The sequence below is a fragment of the Nonomuraea endophytica genome (assembly GCF_014203235.1).
In the GTDB taxonomy this organism is placed as follows: domain Bacteria; phylum Actinomycetota; class Actinomycetes; order Streptosporangiales; family Streptosporangiaceae; genus Nonomuraea; species Nonomuraea endophytica.
In genome coordinates, this window is sequence record NZ_JACHIN010000008.1 from 245,965 (window position 1) to 266,380 (window position 20,416).

Below are 20,416 nucleotides of genomic sequence, written 5' to 3' on the forward strand. Positions count from 1 at the left end.
TGCTATACACAGGTGATGACCACAGACAAGGACTTGGCATGACGTCATGGGTGACCTCGCGGAACGCCGAGAGTTCCGAGCTGGCCGGGCTTGCCGATGCCGTGCTGCAACCCGGATTCAAGGGCACGACTCTGCCCGATTGGGTCCGCAAACGCCTTGCGGCCGGTTTAGGCGGCATCGCCCTCTATTCGCGAAATTTGGTGGAAAAAGGGCAGATAGAGGCACTTACGGCCGCAATCCGGGCGGAGAATCCGGACGTGATCCTCGCGCTCGACGAGGAAGGCGGCGACGTCACCCGCCTGGAGGCCTTCACCGGCAGCTCGCGGCCCGGCAACCTGGCGCTCGGCGCGGCCGACGACCTCGTGCTGACCCGGAGCGTCGCCCAGGGCATCGGACGCGACCTCGCGCGCGCGGGCGTGAACCTCAACTACGCGCCCGTCGTGGACATCGACTCCGGCCTGGACAACCCCGTGGTCGGCACCCGCGCGTTCGGCGCCGACCCCGAGCTCGTCGCCCGGCACGCCGCGTCCTGGGTCACCGGCCTGCAGGCGGCGGGCGTCGCCGGGTGCGCCAAGCACTTCCCCGGCCACGGCGCCACCGCCGTGGACTCCCACGACGCGCTGCCCACCGTCGAGCTGTCCGCCGAGGAACTCTCCGTCACCGCCCTGGTCCCCTACCGCGCCGTCATCGCCGCGGGCGTCAAGGCGATCATGACCGGCCACCTGCTGGTGCCCGCGTACGACGCCGGCGCACCCGCCACGGTCAGCGCGCCCATCATGATGCGGCTGCTGCGCGAGGAACTGGGCTTCGAGGGCCTGATCGTCACCGACGGGATCGAGATGCCCGCCGTCTCGGCCGCCTACGGGCTCGGGGGCACCGCCGTACGGGCGCTGGCCGCCGGGGCCGACGCGCTCTGCGTGGGCGGCGAGAACGCCACGCCCGGCGTGGTCGGGCTGCTGCGCAACAGCATCATGGCCGCCGTCAACGACGGCACCCTGCCCGAGGAGCGCCTGGCCGAGGCCGCCGCCCGGGTCCGGGCCGTCTCCTCGTGGGCCGCCCGCCACCGCGACCCGTTCCCCCGGCTGCCCGGCGACGACGGCGCTGAGGCCGCCGCGCGGCGCGCGCTGCGCGTGAGCGTCCGCCGTCCGCCCGCCGGATCGGGCCCGCCGCACGTGATCGAGCTGGACGCCCCCACCAACCTCGCCGTCGACCCGGTCACCCCCTGGGGCCTGGGCCTCCCGCTGTCCCGCCTGCTCCCCGGCACCACCGTGGTACGGCTGAGCGCCCCGGACACCCGCGACCTGGACGAGGCGGTGCGAGCGGGCGCCGGACGGCCCCTGGTGATCGTCCTCAGGACCGCCTACCGGCACGCTCACCTGACGGGCACGGTCGATCGGATCCTGGCCCGCGTTCCCGACGCGGTCGTGGCCGAGCTCGGCGTGCCGGGCGAGCAGGTGCCCGGCGCGGTGCACGTGGCGACGTTCAGCGCCACCACGCTGTGCGGCGAGATCGCCGCCGAGGCCCTGGCGAACCTGCTCAGGAGCTGAGCAGTTCTTCCCTGGCCTGGTCGAGGGCGGCCAGCACCGCGCCGCGCAACACCGGGTTCTGCTCCATCGTGCTGGTGACCACCTGCGGCCGGACGGGGCAGATCCGCGCCACCGCCTCCTCCACCCGCGTGGTCAGGGCCGCGCCGCCCGCGTGGCCCACCTCGCCGGCCAGCACCACCAGGCCGGGGTCGAGGATCACGCACACGGCCGCCACGCCGAGGGCCAGCCGGTGGGCCAGCTCGTCGAGCAGCGGGTCGCCCCGCTCCCCCGCCGCCACGGCCACCCGGACCGCCTCGCCGGCCGAGGCGGCGGCGAAGCCGTACCCCTTGGCGAGCTCGGCGACCACTTCGGCGCTGACGAGTGACTGCAGGCCGCCCGCGAGCGTGGGCAGGCGACCGGGCACGGCGTGGATGTCCTGGGGCAGCGGCACGCCGGGCACGGCGAGGTAGCCGATCTCGCCCGCGCTGCCGGAGCGGCCGCGGTGGAGCTTGCCGCCGAGCATGACCGCGAGGCCCAGGCCGCGGCTGGCCCACAGCAGCACGAAGTCGTCGATGCCCTGCGCCGCGCCGTCGGAACGCTCGGCGATGGCGGCGAGGTTGACGTCGTTCTCGATCGTGACCTCGCGCTTGAGGTCGCCGGCCAGCGCCTCGTGGATGCCTTCGTGCCAGCCGGGCAGGTCGAAGGAGAAGCGCACGTCGCCGCTGCGCGGGTCGACCACGCCCGGCGTGCCGATCACGACGCCGCGCAGCTTGGCCAGGCTGACCTTCGCGCTGCGGCAGGCCTTGACGATCGCGCCGTGCACGACGGGCACGGGGTCGTCGTGGCCGTTGGGGTCGACGCTGACCTCAGCGATCGTGCGGCCGTGGATGTCGGCGATCACGGTGGAGATGAGCTCCGGCCCGACCTCCAGCCCCGCCACGAACGCGCTTGAGGACACCACCGAGTAAAGGGCGGCATTGGGCCCGCGCCCGCCGCCCTGCGTGCCGACGACCTCGACCAGCCCCCGCTCCTCCAGTCTGGAGAGCGTCTGCGACGCCGTCACCTTGGACAGCCCCGTCAGATCGCCGATCTGGCCCCGCGTCATGGGGCCGGTGGCCAGCAACAGGTCGAGCGCGGCCCGGTCGTTGATCTCTCTCAGCAACCTGGGCACACCAGGACGTCGCTCCACGCTGTATCCCACCGTCATTCAGTCAAGGTTGTTGGAAGTTTAGCGCTCCAGCTCTTGCGAATCATCGCAGGCGAACACGAGGATGCCTCATGACCATCCCCCGCGGCCCGCTCCTGCTCGGGCTGGGCGTCACTTTGCTCTTCGATGTGCTGCGTGTCTTTCTGCCCTCGTTGATCACGCTGTTCGGCCGCGCGGGCGAGACACCACCCGAGCTGATGGGACTCTACGCCGCCGTATGGTTCATTCTGCCCTTCCTCGCCGCTCTGGTCAGGCCGAGGTGGGCTCTCGTGGGTGGCGCGGCCGCGCTGGTGCTGGCCCGCCTGCTGCTCCAGGCCGAGATCTCGCAGCTCTACGTCGCCTCGGCGGGCGTCAGCGCCGGCCTCGTCTTCCTGTACGGCAGCGCCCGCACCATGCCCAGACCCTGGGCCGCACCCGGGATCATGGGCGGCCTGGCCCTGTCGTTCACCGTCCACTTCCTGCTGGACGGCATGGACCTGGTCTGGCGTGACGGCCCGGTCGCCTGGCTGGCCACCGCCACGGTGTGCGCCGCGTTCCTCGCCCTGACCTGGAGCTTCCACCCGCCGGACGCCGATCCGGCCCCGTGGTCGGTGTGGTTCCTGGCGGGCCCGGTGATGCTGGTCGCCGGCATGTCGGCCACCGCGCAGCGTACCGACTCTGGTCCGGGCGGCGGCTGGCTGTGGGTGCTGCCGGTGGTGCTGGCGCTGGTCCTCTCCCCCTACCTGGCCACCCGGCCGCCGCGCTCGTCCTGGAGCGCGATCGGCTTCGGCGTGTTGTGCGTGGCGGGCACGGTGTTCCTGCAGCCGTGGGCCGTGGTGGTGGGGGCCGCGGTGCTGATGGCGGTGCCCGGCGGTCCGGCCAGGCGGCCGGGCGCGGCGGTGCTGAGCGGCGGGCTGGTGTTCTTCCTGGGGTTGTTCGCCTACTACGCCGCCTATGACATGAATCTGGGCTTCCCCAACCAGGTCGTGCCCGTTGTGGCGGGCCTGCTGATCGTCGGCGTGTCGCTGTCGGCATATTTCCGGCATCGGCCGCCGGCCTACGCCCTCGGCCGCGTCTGGCCGCTGAGCGTCGCCGCGGTCGTGGTGGCGTTGCTGGCCGGTGCGACGGCCTATCAGCCGGCGCCGGCCGTCCAGGGGAAGCAGGGTGACACGCTCAAGCTCATCGCCTACAACATCCGCATGGGCTTCGGCCTCGACGGCCGCCTCTCGCTCGACCGGATCGCCGCCTGGGCCGCCGCGCAGAAGCCCGACGTCGTCCTGCTCAGCGAGGTGGATCGCGGCTGGCTGCTCAACGGCGGCCACGACGGCCTGGCCCGCATCGCCCGCGGCCTCGGCATGAACTACCACTTCGCCCCCGCCGCCGACGAGCTGTGGGGCGACGCCCTCCTGACCAACCTGCCCGTCAAGGCGCTGACCTCGCACAAGCTGGGCCGGCACGACTACCCCACCGGCGCCCAGGCCCAGACGTTCACCGTCGAGGTGGGCGGCAAGGAGGTGGGCGTCGTCAACACCCACCTGCAGGCCCCGGAGGGCCAGGCGCCCGAGGTGGCGGCGATCGTGCGCGATCTGCGCGCGGGCGGGCGGCCCGTGGTGCTGGCCGGAGACCTCAACCTCCGGCGCGGCGACCCCGGCATGCGCGTGCTGGAGTCGGCGGGCCTGACCGACCCCCTTGTCGCGCTCGGCGACCCGCCCACCTCACCGGCCGACGCGCCGAAAGAACGCATCGACCACGTGCTCGTCAGCGACGGTCTCACGGTCACGTCGGCGGAGGCGCCGCCCCTGCGGCACTCCGACCACCTGCCCGTTTTGGTGGTCCTGCGCATAACCAGTGTTGACCACCAGGGATAATCGACAACATGCGCCTTTCCGCTCGTGTCGACTACGCCCTCCGTGCCGCCGCCGAACTCGCCGCGGCCGGAGCCGGCCCCACCACCGTGGGCGAGCTCGCCAAGGAGCAGGACATGCCGCCCAAGTACCTGGAGAACATCCTGCTCCAGATGCGCCGCGCCGGGCTGGTGCGCGGCCAGCGCGGCCCGGAGGGCGGCTACGTCCTGGCCCGTCCGGCCGGCGAGATCAGCCTCGCCGACGTCATCAGGGCCGTCGACGGCCCCCTCGCCAACGTGCGCGGCGAGCGCCCCGAGCACGTCGGCTACCGGGGGCCCGCCGAGTCGCTGCAGGCCGTCTGGATCGCGCTGCGGGCCACCGAACGCGCCATCCTCGAAGAGGTGACGCTCGACCAGGTGGCCACCGGCGCCCTGCCCGAGCGGGTCCGCCAGCTAGCCGCCGACCCCGCCGCCTGGGACTGACCCCGCGACCGGGTCGCTGCCGTAGTTCCGGGTCGCGCCGCGGGCTGCCGCCCAGAGCAGCAGCAGCGCGGCCAGCTCGACGATCGCCGCGGCGGCCGGGAGCACGGCGCTGCCCCACGCCTCCAGGAGCAGGCCGCCGAGCGCGCCGCCGCCGGACACGCCCACGTAGACCGCACTGCTGTTGAGCGCGAGCGCCTGCGGGCCGGCCGTACCCGCGAGAGCCAGCAGCCGCGTCTGGGCCGGCGGCGGGATCCACCAGGAGACGCCCGCCCACACCGCCAGCAGCGGCAGCAGGGCGAGCAGCGGCACCGGCCGGACGAACCAGCACGCGGTGAAGGCGGCCATCACGGCGGTGAAGCCGCCGACACCCACGAGCAGGGCCCGGTCGGCGCCCCAGGTGTCGGCCGCGCGCCCGCCGAGCTGCCCGCCGGCGAGCCCGGCCACCCCGGCCAGTACGAAGATCCAGCCCAGCTCCGCCGCCGACACCCCGGCGAGGTCGCGCAGGTAGGGGGCCAGGTAGGTGAGCACCATCATGCTGCCCATCACGATCGCGACGATGCCGAGGAGCCCGAGCAGCACGGGCCGCCTGGCCAGCGGGCGCAGCCGTTCGGCGATCGGCGTCGCGGCCACCGGCGGCAGCTCGGGCAGCGTCCAGCGCACGGCCACCAGCGCGACCACGCCCAGCGCGCCGCCGAGCCCGAACGTGGCCTGCCAGCCGAAGGCGCCGCCGACCCAGGTCCCGATCGGCACGCCCAGCGCGAGCGAGCCGGTCAGCCCGCCCATCACCAGGGCCAGGTAGCGCCCGCGGCGTCCCTCGGGCGCGAGCGCGGTGGCGATGGCGTAGGCGGCGGGCACCACCGCGGCGGCGGCCAGCGCGGCCAGCACCCGCAGGCCCATGAGCAGCGGGTACGACTCGGTGAAGGCGGCGGCCCAGTTGGCGGCCACGAACACCAGCAGCGCCCAGGTGACCAGCCCTCTGCGCGACCAGCGCGCGGTCACCACCGAGGCCACCGGCGCCCCGAGCGCGAAGGCCAGCGAGAACACGGTCACCAACTGTCCTGCCGCCGCTTCGCTGACCCCGAGGTCGGCGGCGATGGCCGACAGCACACCGGCGATGACGTAGTCGTCGGTGGCGAAGGCGAACGTGGTGAACATCAGCGCGAACAACCACGCGGGCATGACTCTCCCCTCGATAAAGGTAACACTCGTTACCCATATAAGGTAACGAGTGTCACCCCACCCGCGTCAAAGGGAAATCCGGATGGCCAGGACGCCCGACCCGCAGCGCCGGTCCGAGCTGCTCGACCAGATCGTCGACTACCTCGCCGAACACGGCCTGTCCACGCTGTCCATGCGGCCGCTGGCCGAGCACCTGGGCAAGTCCACACGGGTGCTGACCCATCACTTCTCCGACAAGGAGGAGCTTCTGTCGGCCACCATGCGCCGCCTCGACGAGCGTCACCGCGCCTGGCTGCGCTCCCTGCCGGGATGGGAGGGCGGCGACAGCGTCGGCACGATCGTCCGCCGCACCTGGGACTGGCAGCTGCGCGAGGAGAACCTGCCCGTCGCCCGCCTCATCCACGAGATCGAGGGCCTGGTCGCAGGTGGGCGACTGGTCGGCCACGTGCCGGAGCTGCTCTCGGACCGCTCCGCCTTCGTCGCCGGGCTGCTGCGCGAGCGGGGCGTGCCGGAGAAGGACGCGCGGCGCATCTCCACGCTGGTCAACTCCGCCTACACCGGCCTGCAGCTCGACTACCTGACCACCGGCGAGCGCGAGCGCGTGGAGGGCGCGCTCGACCAGCTCACCACGATGCTGGACGCGTGGGTGGCCGAACATGCCCGAGGGTGACGCCGTCTACCGCACCGCCGCCCGGCTGCGCGAGGCGCTCGACGGCCGCGTGCTGACGCGCACGGACTTCCGCGTGCCGCGCCACGCCACCGCCGACCTGTCCGGCCGCACGGTCATCACCACGGCCTCGTACGGCAAGCACCTGCTCACCAGGGTCGAAGGCGGCCTGACCGTGCACACGCACCTGCGCATGGACGGAAGCTGGCGGATCATGGAACCGGGCCGCCGCCTGCCACCCGGCGACCAGGTACGCCTCGTGCTGGCCACCGAGGAAACCCAAGCCGTGGGCCTCAAACTCGGCATGGTGGACCTGGTCAAGGACGAGCGCCAGATCATCGGGCACCTGGGCCCGGACCTGCTCGGAGAGGGATGGGACGCGGCGGAGGCGGTCAGCCGGCTGCGCGCGCGACCGAAGAGAAGCATCGGAGAGGCGCTGCTGGATCAGCGCAATCTCGCGGGTATCGGGACGATCTACCGGGCCGAGACACTCTTCCTGCGCGGCGTGTGGCCGTGGCGAAGGGTCGGCGAGATCGAGAATCTGGACAGCCTGGTCTCGCTGGCGCAGCGCTTGCTGGACGCCAACAAAGTGCACGCGGGCACGGTGACCACAGGTGACCGCCGTCCGGGCAACCAGACGTGGGTCTACGGCAGGGCCGGGCGGCCCTGTCGCCGATGCGGCACCCGCATCAGCCGCGGGGAGATGGGGGCACAGCCACAGGAACGCCTGATCCTGTGGTGCGGGAACTGCCAGCCGCGCTAGGCGGCCACCATGTCCTTCACCTCGGGGAAGACCGAATCGGAGATCGAACCGGGGACCGACTCGGAAAGGGGCAGACGCTCGTGCTCGGGCGCGTCGGCGAGAACGGGAGCAGCCTGGAGTTCGGCCAGCGCGAACTGGTCGGACACCTCACGCAGCACCTGCGACAACGGCACACCCAAGGCACCGCAGATCGACGCAAGCAGCTCCGACGACGCTTCCTTCTGCCCACGCTCGACCTCGGACAGGTATCCGAGCGAGACACGCGCGAGTGTCGAGACCTCGCGAAGGGTGCGACCCTGCCGCACCCGCAGCCGCCGCAACACGTCACCGAGCAGCTGACGCAGCAGAATCATCTGTCGCTCCCTCCCCGGCGCGGATGTCGGCACCACGCCTCGCGCGATCGGACTCTTCTTCTTGGGTTCGTACATACTCCTCGCCGTCATCATCGGGCGTCGCCGCTGCGTCGCACGTGGCTTGTCAGGCCCGCCGGCCGGGCGCTCAATGCTTGCTGATGGCTCACGGACCTCACTCACAGCTCCACCGTACCCGTATCCACCGACACCGCGTCAGACCGTGCTTGGCATGTTCGCTGGGGACGTAACACGGTAATCACCCGGAATGTTCCCCATTGCTCCGCTTCAGCACACCTGCGAGGAGATCGACAGCCTCGTCCACCGTCCTTACCCGGATCTCCTGCCTCGACCCTCCCCGCCCCAGATTTCGCCGCCAAACCTGGTCACCAGGTCCGCTCACGGCGATGTGCACGGTGCCCACGGGCTTGCCGTCCTGCGGGTCGGGTCCGGCCACCCCCGTCACGGCCAGGCCGTAGGTGGCGCCGCACAGCTCCGCCGCGCCCCGCGCCATCGCCGCAGCCACCTCGGGGTGCACGGCGCCCTCCCGCCGCAGCAGATCCTCCGGTACGGCCAGCAGCGCGTGCTTCAGATCCGTGGCGTAAGCAATCACCCCGCCACGGAACGCCCTGGAGGCCCCCGGCACACCGGTGAACGCCGAACCCAGCAGCCCGCCGGTCAGCGACTCGGCCACGGCCAGGGTCGCGGACTGGCGTACCAGGAGATCGAGGGCCTCGGCCGCGCGGCTCACTCGCCCCGCACCCGCCTGGCCACGCCGCGCAGCCGGATCGCCCGGAACACGTAGTCGACGCCCGTGCCTACAGTGACCACCAGCGCCGCCCCCATCATCACCCAGCGCACCGGGTCGGAGCCCCAGGGTAGGATGTAAAGAACGATCGCGGCTATCTGCAGCACCGTCTTGACCTTGCCGCCATAGCTGGCCGGGATGACCGCGTGGCGCAGCAGGACCAGCCGCAGCAGCGTGATGCCGAGCTCACGGCCGATGATCACGATCGTGACCCACCAGCTCAGCTCGCCCAGCACCGACAGGCTCACCAGCGCCGCCCCGGTCAGCGCCTTGTCGGCGATCGGGTCGGCGATCTTGCCGAAGTCGGTGATCAGGCCGTAGCGCCTGGCCAGCTCTCCGTCGAGATGGTCGGTGATCGAGGCCACCGCGAACACCCCGAGCGCGGCCAGCCGCCAGCCCGTGCCGGGCAGGAAAAGGCAGACGACGAAGAAAGGGACGAGCACCATCCGGCAGACCGTGAGGACGTTGGCGATGTTCCACGGGCTGACCACCCGGTGCTCGTCCTTCGTCACGGGCTGGCCTTGATACGCGCGATCAGGTCGACCCCCTCGGCGTCGACCGCGACCGCGCGCACGATCTGGCCCGGCACCAGGCCGATGCCCTGAACCGTCACAGAACCATCCACCTCGGGACCCTGGTGGGCCGCGCGGCCCTCATAGCCGCCGTCGCCGAGGTCCTCCTCGATGAGCACGTCGAGCTCAGTGCCGATGCGCTCCTCCGCGCGCTGCGCGGTCAGCTCCTCGGCCAGCTCGGTCAGCATCCGCACCCGCTCGTCGACGACGTCCTGGGCGAGCTTGCCCGGCAGCGAGGCGGCCTCGGTGCCGTCCTCGTCGGAGTAGCCGAAGACGCCGATCACGTCGAGCCTGGCCGCCTCCAGGAAGCTCACCAGCTCGCCGAACTCCTCCTCGGTCTCGCCGGGGAAGCCCACGATGAAGTTGGAGCGCACGCCCGCCTCCGGCGCCTTGTCCCGGACGGCGTCCAGGAGCTCCAGGAAGCGCTTGGGGTCGCCGAAGCGGCGCATCCGGCGCAGCACAGGGCCGCTGGCGTGCTGGAAGGACAGGTCGAAGTAGGGCGCGATGCCCTCGGTGCCGGCCAGCACGTCGATCAGGCCGGGGCGCAGCTCGGCGGGCTGCAGGTAGCTGGCCCGCACCCGCTTGATGCCCTCGGTCGCGGCCAGCTTGGGCAGCAGCTTCTCCAGCGCCCGCAGGTCGCCGAGATCCTTGCCGTAGGAGGTGGAGTTCTCGCTCACGAGCACGAGCTCGCGTACGCCGCGATGGGCCAGCCAGTCGGCCTCGGCCAGCAGCTCCTGCGGGTCGCGCGAGACGTAGGCGCCGCGGAAGGCCGGGATCGCGCAGAACGAGCAGCGGCGGTCACAGCCCGAGGCCAGCTTCAGCGAGGCGACCGGGCTCTCGTCGAGCCGCCTGCGCAGCACCCTCGGCCCGCTGGCCGGGGCCAGCCCCTCGGGAAGGTCGCCGTGACCTGGGATGGCGGACTTGGGCGCGCTGGCACGATCCACCGGCGAGATGGGTAGCAGGGTGCGGCGGTCGCGCGGCGTGTGCGGCGTCAGCGACCTGCCGTCGAGCACGTCGTCGAGGCGCTCGCCGATCTCGGCGTAGTCGTCGAAGGAGATGACCGCGCTCGCCTCGGGCAGGGCCTCGGCCAGCTCCTTGCCATAGCGCTCGGCCATGCATCCGGCCGCGACCACCTTCGCGCCGGAGTCGGCGGCGGCCAGCAGCGTGTCGATCGAGTCCTTCTTCGCAGAATCGATGAAGCCGCACGTGTTGACGACGACGACATCGGGGTCGTCGTCACCGAGCTGCCAACCGGCAGCCTCAATGCGCGCGGCGAGCTCTTCGGAGTCGACCTCGTTGCGCGCGCAGCCCAGGGTGATCAGCGATACGGACTTTGACATGGTGAACACTACGGTATCGGGAGTTGGCCACTACCTTCACCGTGGCCGGGGCGCAGATGGCCCGAACGAGCGCCGCACCGTCTCCCCACGACCGCCCGGCTGGCCCAGATCCTTGCCGTTGACCTGCAGCAAGACCGCTCCGGCATCGCCGAAGAGCAGCTTCATCTGAGTCGGTGCCCGCCATGTCGAGCTCTTGCCCGCCGCCAGTGTCCCGGCGAACAACTTGCGCCCCTTCGCGTCACGCACGTTCAGATACGACGAGCGCTTCGCCTCCACCTTCACCACGACAAGATCCTTCATCGCGGGTACGGCCGGCGCCGCCTTCTTCGGCGCGGGCGGCGGCTCGGTGAACGGCGTGTTGGGCGGCACGCTGGGCGCGGCCGAGACCGGCGTGACGTCGGCGACCCGCGTCTCCCCCGAGCCGCCCATCACCCGCACCACCCCGAACACCACCACGATCGCCAGCGCCACCCCCAGCGCCATCGTCCAGTTGGGCCCGCGCCGCTCGCGCAGCTTCACCCGGCGGTCGGCCTGGAAGATCGTGGCCGCCCGCACCGGCATCGGCACGCCGCCGTGATGCTCGTCATAGAGGTGGACCATGGCCTCGGGATCGAGGCCGACCGCCCTGGCTATCGCCTTGATGTGCCCCCTGGCGTAGAAGTCGCCCCCGCACAGGGAGAAGTCATCGCGTTCTATCGCGTAAATCAGCGCCTCGCGCACGCGCGTGGTCGCGCTGAGCTGACCGACCGTCAGCCCAGATGCCCGTCTGGCCGCTGCCAGCGTGGACCCAATGCTCTGCTCCTGCACGGCAAACGCCTCCCCGCCCCCGACGTTGCGTAGTGGTCCATATTCAACCAGTAATCGCCGGGCGGGGAAGCATTGGGGTCACTCGCCGCGCAGGTCGGCCAGCAAACCCGCGAGTTCGTCGGGCTTCACCATGACCTCGCGGGCCTTGGAACCCTCGCTCGGGCCGACCACGTTGCGGCTTTCGAGCAGGTCCATGAGACGTCCGGCCTTGGCGAACCCGACACGCAGCTTGCGCTGGAGCATCGAGGTCGAGCCGAACTGCGTGGTGACGATCAGCTCGGCCGCCTGCAGCAGCAGGTCGAGGTCGTCGCCGATGTCCTCGTCGATCTCCTTCTTGACCGTCACCGCGGCCACGTCGTCGCGGTACTCGGCCTGCATCTGCCCCTTGCAGTGCGCGACGATCCCCGCGATCTCCTTTTCGGAGACGAACGCGTTCTGGATACGGATCGGCTTGCTCGCGCCCATCGGCAGGAACAGCGCGTCGCCCTGGCCGACGAGCTTTTCGGCGCCGGGCTGGTCGAGGATGACCCGCGAGTCGGTGAGGCTGGAGACGGCGAAGGCGAGCCTGGAGGGCACGTTCGCCTTGATCAGGCCGGTCACGACGTCCACCGACGGGCGCTGGGTGGCGATGACCAGGTGGATGCCGGCCGCGCGGGCCAGCTGGGTGATGCGGACGATGGAGTCCTCGACGTCGCGCGGGGCGACCATCATCAGGTCGGCCAGCTCGTCCACGATCACCAGCAGGTAGGGGTAGGGCTGGTAGACGCGCTCGCTGCCCGGCGGCGGCTTGAGCTGGCCAGCCCGCACGGCCTTGTTGAACTCGTCCACGTGCCGGAAACCGCTGGCCGCCAGGTCGTCGTAGCGGCGGTCCATCTCGCCCACGACCCAGTCGAGGGCCTCCGCGGCCTTCTTCGGGTTCGTGATGATCGGGGTGATCAGGTGGGGAATGCCCTCGTAGACGCTGAGCTCCACCCGCTTGGGGTCCACGAGCACCATGCGGACCTCGTCCGGGGTTGCCCGCATGAGGATGCTCGTGATCAGCCCGTTCACGCAGACGGACTTACCGGCGCCGGTGGCGCCCGCGATGAGCAGGTGCGGCATCTTGGCGAGGTTCGCGACGATCGTCCGCCCCTCGACGTCCTTGCCGAGCCCGACGATCATCGGGTGGTGGTCGGCCTGCGCCACCTGTGCCCGCAGCACGTCGCCGAGGGCGACAAGATCCTTGTCCGCGTTGGGGATCTCCACCCCGATCGCCGACTTGCCAGGGATCGGCGACAAGATCCTGACATCCGCCGATTTAACGGCATAAGCAATGTTTTTGGTGAGAGCGGTGACTTTTTCCACCTTTACGGCGGGACCGAGCTCGATCTCGTACCGCGTCACCGTCGGACCGCGCGTGAACCCCATCACCTGCGCGTCGATCGTGAACTGCTCCAGCACGCTGGTCAGCGCGTTGACCACGACCGTGTTCGCCTTGGTCTGCGGCTTCGGCGCCGACCCCGGCTTGAGGCTCTGAAGATCCGGCAGCTGGTACGGCCCGGCCTGCGGCGACAGGACCAGCTGCTCCACCTTGCGCGGAGCCGGGCTCGGCTCCGGCAGCTCCGGCTTGCGGGCCTCAGGACCGGCCGGCGACTCCTCCTCGTCCGTGAGCCCCGGCACGATCTCCGGCGAATGGTCTCCGCGCTTGTCCTTGTCCTTCTCCGCCAGGACCGGCGTGTCATACGGCTTGACCAGGTCGCCGACCTCCGGCTCACCCGGCTTCTTGGCCCTGGTCCGCTTCTTGCCCTGGTCGCCGGGTTGCGCGGGGCCGTGCCGTTCGAACAGAAGATGCTTGAGCTCGGCCAGCCGTTCCGGAATGCGATGGACCGGCGTGGCCGTGATCACCAGCACGCCGAAACCCGACAGGATCAGCAGCAGCGGGATCGTGATGAACGGCGGCAAAATGCTGTGCGGCGGCGCCGACACGATGAACCCGATGATGCCACCGGCCTCCGACACCTTGTCCATGCCGTCGGTCTTGGTCCCCGAGGGGTACGGCACGCCGTTCGCGACATGGATGACGCCCAGCACGCCGACGAGCAGCGCGCTCCAGCCGATCACCATGCGCCCGGTGTCGGCGTTCTGGTCCGGATGCCGCAGGAACCGCCAGGCCAGCAGCCCGAGCAGCAACGGCAACGCCCAGGCCAGCGACCCGAACACCGCCTGCACCACAACGTTGACCACGTCGGAGACCGCGCCCCTGGCGTCACGCCACGTCATGGCGGCCAGCACGATCGCCCCCGCCAGCACCGCCAGCCCGACACCGTCCCGCCGATGGGCCGGGTCAAGCTCACGAGCACTGGACCCGAGCGCCCTGGCGGCACTCCCGATGCCGTTGGCCAGCAACATCCACAGCCCGACGATCAGCTTGCCGATCATCGTGAAGATCCAGCTGATGGGGTCCTGGTGGGTCACGGACGACTTGCGGGCCGAGCCCGTCCCCCTCGCCTTGGGGCGTCCCGCCGACGAGGACGTCCGCTTGGCAGGGGTCGCCCGCGACGAGTTCGACCGCTTCGCCGGCCCCTTCGGTGCGCTTTTCGGCGTACGGGTGGCCATGATGCCAAAGGTACGTCCCCAACCCCCGCCCCCGCACACAGGCGCGCCGTTGCGCCAGAAATATCCCCTTTCCCCCACCACCCCCACCCACCCCACACACCCCCTCCCCCCGGACCACCCGCCTCCGGGCACCCACGCCCTGCGAGGGCCTTGTGAGGGGCCAACCCGCATAGCGCGTGGGCAACCCGAGTTGGGCGTCTCACGGAGGCTGCTCCCTGGCCGGGGCGCACAGGGACAGCGCAAGGGCACGCGAAACCGGGGCCACGGGCGGTTAGGACCCGGGCGGGGGCCGGGGAGGGCGGGCCGGGGCCGGTGGGGCGGGTGGGTGTTGCGAAGGGGGCTGGTGGACCTTCGGGGGCGGGGCAGGGCGGACCGGGAAGAGCGGGTGGGGGTTAGGGGGTGGGGTGGAGGGTGTCGAAGGCGGATTGCATGGCGTTGACCCGGTCGGCCAGGTCCTTGATCGCGTCCCGGAGGCCGTCGTCGTCCGGGACCGCCGCCGTCAGGGCGGTCAGCTGGTCCTCCACGGACGTCAGGCGGTCGGCGAACGTGGTCAGGGCCTGGGCGTTGCGGGCCAGGTCGGGGTCGCTGCGGAGCAGGTCGCGCAGCAGGGCCGCCTGTTCGCGCAGCATGTGGCTCTTGCGGGACAGGTCGATGAAGACGGCCACCTTGCTGCGGAGCACCCATGGGTCGAAGGGTTTGGTGATGTAGTCCACGGCCCCGACGGCATAGCCACGGAAGGCGGCGCCCGAGCCGGTGTCGGTTCCGGTGAGGAAGATGATGGGCACGTCGCGGGTCTGGTCGAGGCGTTTGATGTGGGCGGCGGTCTCGAAGCCGTCCATGCCGGGCATCAGCACGTCCAGCAGCACCACGGCGAAGTCGTGGCGCAGCATGAGCTTCATGGCCTCCTGCCCCGACCTGGCCTTGAACAACTGCTGCTGCAGCGGCCGCAGCACCGCCTCCAGCGCGACCAGGCTCTCGTCCTTGTCGTCGACAAGGAGGATCTTGACCTGGCGGATCATCCCGCACTCTCCTCCCCCTCGGCGACGCGCTCGCCCTCCAGCCAGCCGCGCATCACCTCCAGCAAGTGATCGAGGTCGACGGGCTTGGGGACGTAGTCGGACGCGCCGCAGGCGATGGTCTTCTCCCGGTCGCCGGGCATCGCCTTGGCCGTCAGCGCGATGATCGGCAGGTCGGTGAAGCGGGGCATCTGCCGTACGACACCGAGCGTCTCGTAGCCATCCATCTCGGGCATCATCACGTCCATGAGCACCAGGGCGATCTTCTCCTCGCGTTCGAGCGCCTCGATGCCCTCGCGGCCGTTCTCGGCGTAGATGACCTCCATGCCGAGGCGGCCGAGGACGTGGGTGAGGGCGTAGACGTTGCGGATGTCGTCGTCGACGATGAGGACCCGCTTGCCGGCGAAGGCGGCGCCGACGGGGCCGTCGACGAGCGCGCTGAGCTGGGCCGCCGACTGCCACAGGTCGTCGCCGCTGTCGACGACCGGCCATTCGGCCTGGGGCGGGGCGGCACGGGTGTCGACGGCCTTGCGCAGCGGCTCGGCAGGCAGCCGTGCGGGCTCCAGCGCGGCGGGCTCGGCGCCGTCCGGTTCGACGGTGACGCTGGTCGCGGGGCAGACGGCGGGCACGAACAGGGTGAACGTGCTGCCGCGCCCGGGTTCGCTGATGGCGTGGATCTGGCCGCCGAGCAGCCGGGCGATCTCGCTGCTGATGGACAGGCCGAGGCCGGTGCCGCCGTACTTGCGGCTGGTGGTGCCGTCGGCCTGCTGGAAGGCGCCGAAGATGGCGGGCAGCTTGTCGGCGGCGATGCCGATGCCAGTGTCGGAGACGGCGAAGGCGATCACGTCGCCGGGCCGGGTCTGGCCGTCGTCGCTCTCGGGGGCGAAGGCGCCGACGTTGGAGACGGCCAGGCGTACCTCGCCGCTGCTGGTGAACTTGACCGCGTTCGACAGCAGGTTGCGCAGGATCTGCTGGAGCCGCCGTTCGTCGTTGAACATCTCTCTGGGTACGCCGGGGTGCACCTCGATCTCGAAGGTGAGACCCCGGTCGACGGTGAGCGGGCGGAAGGTGGCGTCGACGTAGTCGAGGACCTTGCTGAGCGGCAGGTTCTCCGGGCGCACGTCCATCCGGCCGGCCTCGATCTTGGACAGGTCGAGGATGTCGTTGATGAGCTGGAGCAGGTCGCTGCCGGCGTTGTGGATCGTGGAGGCGAACTCGACCTCCTGCGCGGACAGGTTGTTCTCGGGGTTGTCGGCCAGCAGCCGGGCCAGGATGAGCAGGCTGTTGAGCGGTGTGCGCAGTTCGTGCGACATGTTGGCCAGGAACTCCGACTTGTAGCGCGAGGAGGTGGCCAGCAGGTGCGCCTTCTCCTCCAGCGCGGCGTTGGAGCGGCGCAGTTCGGCCTGCTGGCGCTGGAGTTCGTCGGAACGGCCCTGCAACTGCTGGGCCAGCCGCTGCGACTCCGACAGCAGCGACTCGGTCCTGGCGTTGGCGATGATCGTGTTGATGGCGACGCCGATCGTGACCACGAACTGGTCGAAGAAGGCCAGGTGGACCTCGCTGAAGCGGCTGAAGGAGGCCAGTTCGATGACGCCGAGCACCTTGTCCTCGAACAGGATCGGCAGCACGACGACGCTGGCGGGCGCGGCCTCGCCGAGTCCGGTGTGGACCTTGATGTAGTCGGTGGGCACGTCTTCGAGCAGGATGCGCTTGTTCTCCAGCGCCGCCTGGCGGATCAGGCCGGGGCCCTCGGTGCCGGGGTCGGGGAGCACGTCCCGGTCGTGGGCGGCGCCGTACCCGGCGATGAAGGCGAGCGCGCCGTCGCGCGCGTCGAGGTCGGCGAGGTAGAAGGCGCCGAACTGCGCGCTGACCAGCGGGGTGAGCTCGCGCAGGATGAGGTCGGCGACCTCGACGAGGTCGCGGTGGCCCTGCATGAGTCCGGCGATGCGGGCGAGGTTGGACTCCAGCCAGTCCTTGGCGCGGGTGGTCTCGCGCAGGTTGGCGACCATGAGGTTGACGTTGTTCTTGAGCTCGGCGACCTCGCCCTTGGCTTCGAGGCTGATGCTGCGGCTGAGGTCGCCCTGGGCGACGGCGCTGGCGACCTCGGCGATCGCGCGCACCTGGGTGGTGAGGTTGCCGGCGAGCTCGTTGACGTTCTTGGTGAGGCGTTCCCAGGTGCCATAGACGCCTTCGACCTCGGCCTGGCCGCCGAGGCGGCCTTCCGAGCCGACCTCGCGGGCGACCCGGGTGACCTCGGCCGAGAAGGACGAGAGCGTGTCGACCATGGTGTTGATCGTGGTCTTGAGCTCCAGGATCTCGCCGCGGGCGTCCACGTCGATCTTCTTGGACAGGTCTCCGTTGGCGACGGCGGTGGCGACCTGGGCGATGTTGCGCACCTGGGAAGTCAGATTGGAGGCCATGAAGTTGACGTTGTCGGTGAGGTCCTTCCAGACGCCTGAGACGCCGCGGACCTGGGCCTGGCCGCCGAGGCTGCCTTCGGTGCCGACCTCGCGGGCCACCCGGGTGACCTCGTCGGCGAAGGCGGAGAGCTGGTCGACGGTGGTGTCGATGGTGTCCTTCAACTGCAGGATCTCGCCCCGGGCGTCGACGGTGATCTTCTTGGACAGGTCTCCGTTGGCGATGGCCGTGGTGACGACGGCGATGCTGCGTACCTGGGAGGTGAGGTTGGACGCCATGAAGTTGACGTTGTCCGTCAGGTCCTTCCAGACGCCCGAGACGCCGCGGACCTGGGCCTGACCGCCCAGGCGGCCTTCGGTGCCGACCTCGCGGGCCACCCGGGTCACCTCGTCGGCGAAGGCCGACAGCTGATCGACCATCGTGTTGATGGTGTCCTTGAGCTGCAGGATCTCGCCCCGGGCATCGACGGTGATCTTCTTGGACAGGTCTCCTTCGGCTATGCCGGTGGTGACCTGGGCGATGTTGCGCACCTGGGAGGTGAGGTTGTCGGCCATGAAGTTGACGTTGTCCGTCAGGTCTTTCCAGACGCCGGAGACGCCCTTCACCACCGCCCGGCCGCCGAGCTGGCCCTCGGTGCCGACCTCGCGGGCCACGCGGGTGACCTCGTCGGCGAAGGAGGAGAGCTGGTCGACCATGGTGTTGATGGTGTTGGTCAGCTCCAGGATCTCGCCCTTCACCTCGACGGTGATCTTCCTGGACAGGTCGCCCTGGGCGACGGCGGTGGCCACCTGGGCGATGGAGCGCACCTGGGTGGTCAGGTTGTCGGCCATGAAGTTGACGTTGTCGGTGAGGTCCTTCCACACGCCCGAGACGCCGCGGACCTGCGCCTGACCGCCCAGGCGGCCCTCGGTGCCGACCTCGCGGGCCACGCGCGTGACCTCCGCCGCGAATGCCGACAGCTGGTCCACCATCGTGTTGACGGTGTCCTTGAGCTGGAGGATCTCGCCCTTCACGTCAACGGTGATCTTGCGCGACAGGTCGCCCTGGGCCACGGCGGTGGCCACGGTGGCGATGTCGCGTACCTGCGTGGTCAGGTTGGACGCCATGAAGTTGACGTTGTCCGTCAGGTCCTTCCAGACGCCCGAGACGCCCTTCACCACCGCCCGGCCGCCCAACTGGCCCTCGGTGCCGACCTCGCGGGCCACGCGGGTGACCTCGTCGGCGAAGGCCGACAGCTGGTCCACCATCGTGTTGATGGTGTCCTTCATCTGCAGGATCTCGCCGCGAGCGTCCACGGTGATCTTCTTGGACAGGTCGCCGTTGGCCACCGCCGTGGTGATCTGGGCGATCGAGCGCACCTGGGAGGTGAGGTTGTCGGCCATGAAGTTGACGTTGTCGGTGAGGTCCTTCCAGGTGCCGGAGACCCCGCGCACGTCGGCCCGGCCGCCCAGCTGGCCCTCCGTGCCGACCTCGCGGGCCACCCTCGTGACCTCGCTGGCGAAGGCAGACAGCTGATCGACCATCGTGTTGATGGTGTCCTTGAGCTGCAGGATCTCGCCGCGAGCGTCCACGGTGATCTTCCGCGACAGGTCGCCCTGCGCGACCGCGGTCGTCACCTGCGCGATCGAACGCACCTGCGTGGTCAGGTTCGACGCCATGAAGTTGACGTTGTCGGTGAGGTCCTTCCAGGTGCCCGAGACGCCCTTCACCTCGGCCCGGCCGCCGAGCTGGCCCTCCGTGCCCACTTCGCGGGCCACCCGGGTCACCTCGTCGGCGAAGGCCGACAGCTGATCGACCATCGTGTTGATGGTGTCCTTGAGCTGCAGGATCTCGCCCCGGGCGTCCACGGTGATCTTCTTGGACAGGTCGCCGTTGGCCACGGCCGTGGTCACCTGCGCGATCGAACGCACCTGCGTCGTCAGGTTCGACGCCATGAAGTTGACGTTGTCGGTGAGGTCCTTCCACACCCCGCTCATCCCGCGCACCTGGGCCTGACCGCCCAGGCGGCCCTCGGTGCCCACCTCCCGGGCCACCCGGGTCACCTCGTCGGCGAACGCCGACAGCTGATCGACCATGGTGTTCACGGTCAGCTTGAGCTCCAGCAGCTCGCCGGTGGCCTCGACCGTCACCTGCCGGGTCAGGTCGCCCCTGGCCACGGCGGTGGTGACCACCGCGATGTCGCGCACCTGCGCGGTCAGCCGCCCGGCCATGGCGTTGACCGCCTCGGTCACGTCGCGCCAGCTGCCCTGCATGCCCTGCACCTTGGCCCGGCCGCCCAGGCGGCCCTCGGTGCCCACCTCCCGGGCCACCCGGGTCACCTCGCCGGAGAACAGCGCGAGCTGGTCGACCATGCGGTTGACCGCCTTGCCCATCAGGCGCAGCCCGCCGCGCAGCGGCCGGCTGTCCTCCTGCAGGTCGACGCGCTGCGACAGGTCGCCGTCGGCGACAGCGTTGAGCACCCGGGTGGCCTTGGCCGCCGGGATCACCAGGGCGTCGATGAGCGAGTTGACCGCGGTGACGTTGCCCGCCCAGGAGCCCGAGCCCTGGCTGGGGCTGATCCGCTCGTCGAGATGGCCCTGCCTGGCGACCTCGGTGCGGACCCTGTTGAGCTCTCTGGACATGTGCTCGTTGCGCTCGACCACCTGGTTGAAGGCGACCGCGAGCTCCGCCAGGACCGGGTCGTCCGGCACCGGCAGCCTGCTGCGGAAGTTTCCGTCGCGCAGGCCGTGCAGGGCGACGAGTAACGGGCGCAGGTCAGCGGATTGGAGCGCTCCAGGAGCAAGCGATGTGACCATGGCCGCCTTCTTCGCAACCGGAAGTATCAGCGGCCTCAGTCTGCCACTCTGAGAGTGACCGAACTGCC

Annotated in this window: 15 protein-coding genes; 5 read left to right on the forward strand and 10 right to left on the reverse strand. The window is 70.6% G+C overall.

Going from position 1 to position 20,416, the window contains the following annotated elements:
- Window positions 1–38 precede the first annotated feature (38 nt).
- Window positions 39–1,547, forward strand: coding sequence for a glycoside hydrolase family 3 protein (locus HNR40_RS28950; RefSeq protein ID WP_184966795.1), 1,509 nt, complete (start codon window positions 39–41; stop codon window positions 1,545–1,547).
- Here the strand turns inward: HNR40_RS28950 and HNR40_RS28955 are convergent.
- Complete coding sequence (locus HNR40_RS28955; RefSeq protein ID WP_184967343.1) at window positions 1,537–2,715, reverse strand: ROK family transcriptional regulator; 1,179 nt, start codon at window positions 2,713–2,715, stop codon at window positions 1,537–1,539. The two genes, HNR40_RS28950 and HNR40_RS28955, sit on opposite strands and share 11 nt — an antisense overlap.
- An 89-nt stretch (window positions 2,716–2,804) precedes the next feature.
- Between HNR40_RS28955 and HNR40_RS28960 the strand changes: the two genes are divergently transcribed.
- Together HNR40_RS28960 and HNR40_RS28965 are read left to right on the forward strand one after the other, a co-directional pair.
- Window positions 2,805–4,580: an endonuclease/exonuclease/phosphatase family protein gene (locus tag HNR40_RS28960; RefSeq protein ID WP_184966797.1), complete on the forward strand. Its 1,776-nt coding sequence runs from the start codon at window positions 2,805–2,807 to the stop codon at window positions 4,578–4,580.
- A gap of 8 nt (window positions 4,581–4,588) precedes the next feature.
- A complete protein-coding gene (locus HNR40_RS28965; RefSeq protein WP_184966799.1) occupies window positions 4,589–5,038 on the forward strand; it encodes an RrF2 family transcriptional regulator in 450 nt (149 codons plus the stop codon).
- Here the strand turns inward: HNR40_RS28965 and HNR40_RS28970 are convergent.
- Window positions 5,009–6,217, reverse strand: coding sequence for an MFS transporter (locus HNR40_RS28970; protein ID WP_184966801.1), 1,209 nt, complete (start codon window positions 6,215–6,217; stop codon window positions 5,009–5,011). The genes HNR40_RS28965 and HNR40_RS28970 overlap by 30 nt on opposite strands.
- A gap of 82 nt (window positions 6,218–6,299) precedes the next feature.
- On the opposite strand from HNR40_RS28970, the gene HNR40_RS28975 reads away from it, so the two are divergent.
- Together HNR40_RS28975 and HNR40_RS28980 are read left to right on the forward strand one after the other, a co-directional pair.
- Window positions 6,300–6,887 (forward strand): TetR/AcrR family transcriptional regulator, encoded by a 588-nt coding sequence (locus HNR40_RS28975; RefSeq protein WP_184966803.1) that lies wholly within the window; start codon window positions 6,300–6,302, stop codon window positions 6,885–6,887.
- Window positions 6,874–7,647: a DNA-formamidopyrimidine glycosylase family protein gene (locus tag HNR40_RS28980; RefSeq protein WP_184966805.1), complete on the forward strand. Its 774-nt coding sequence runs from the start codon at window positions 6,874–6,876 to the stop codon at window positions 7,645–7,647. Before HNR40_RS28975 ends, HNR40_RS28980 begins: the two co-directional genes overlap by 14 nt.
- On the opposite strand, the gene HNR40_RS28985 is transcribed toward HNR40_RS28980, so the two are convergent.
- The 8 genes from HNR40_RS28985 to HNR40_RS29020 all read right to left on the reverse strand — a co-directional run bounded on the left by HNR40_RS28985 (window position 7,644) and on the right by HNR40_RS29020 (window position 20,348).
- Window positions 7,644–8,000: a helix-turn-helix domain-containing protein gene (locus HNR40_RS28985; RefSeq protein ID WP_184966807.1), complete on the reverse strand. Its 357-nt coding sequence runs from the start codon at window positions 7,998–8,000 to the stop codon at window positions 7,644–7,646. The two genes, HNR40_RS28980 and HNR40_RS28985, sit on opposite strands and share 4 nt — an antisense overlap.
- 256 nt (window positions 8,001–8,256) lie before the next feature.
- Window positions 8,257–8,748, reverse strand: a complete 492-nt coding sequence (locus tag HNR40_RS28990) for a CinA family protein (RefSeq protein ID WP_184966809.1) — start codon at window positions 8,746–8,748, stop codon at window positions 8,257–8,259.
- On the reverse strand, window positions 8,745–9,317 hold the full coding sequence (pgsA, locus tag HNR40_RS28995; protein WP_184966811.1) for a CDP-diacylglycerol--glycerol-3-phosphate 3-phosphatidyltransferase: 573 nt from the start codon (window positions 9,315–9,317) through the stop codon (window positions 8,745–8,747). The genes HNR40_RS28990 and pgsA overlap by 4 nt, the downstream gene beginning before the upstream one ends.
- Window positions 9,314–10,717, reverse strand: coding sequence for a 30S ribosomal protein S12 methylthiotransferase RimO (rimO, locus tag HNR40_RS29000; RefSeq protein ID WP_184966813.1), 1,404 nt, complete (start codon window positions 10,715–10,717; stop codon window positions 9,314–9,316). Before rimO ends, pgsA begins: the two co-directional genes overlap by 4 nt.
- Window positions 10,718–10,753: 36 nt before the next feature.
- The gene (locus HNR40_RS29005) at window positions 10,754–11,524 is read right to left on the reverse strand and encodes a helix-turn-helix domain-containing protein (protein WP_184966815.1); all 771 of its coding nucleotides are present in this window, start codon (window positions 11,522–11,524) and stop codon (window positions 10,754–10,756) included.
- A 78-nt stretch (window positions 11,525–11,602) separates the two neighbouring features.
- Complete coding sequence (locus HNR40_RS29010) at window positions 11,603–14,119, reverse strand: DNA translocase FtsK (RefSeq protein WP_184966817.1); 2,517 nt, start codon at window positions 14,117–14,119, stop codon at window positions 11,603–11,605.
- 392 nt (window positions 14,120–14,511) lie between these two features.
- Window positions 14,512–15,138 carry a response regulator gene (locus HNR40_RS29015; RefSeq protein ID WP_184966819.1) on the reverse strand — a complete coding sequence of 209 codons (627 nt, stop codon included), beginning with the start codon at window positions 15,136–15,138 and terminating at the stop codon, window positions 14,512–14,514.
- Window positions 15,135–20,348: a HAMP domain-containing protein gene (locus HNR40_RS29020; protein ID WP_184966821.1), complete on the reverse strand. Its 5,214-nt coding sequence runs from the start codon at window positions 20,346–20,348 to the stop codon at window positions 15,135–15,137. The genes HNR40_RS29015 and HNR40_RS29020 overlap by 4 nt, the downstream gene beginning before the upstream one ends.
- Between the last annotated feature and the right edge of the window lie 68 nt (window positions 20,349–20,416).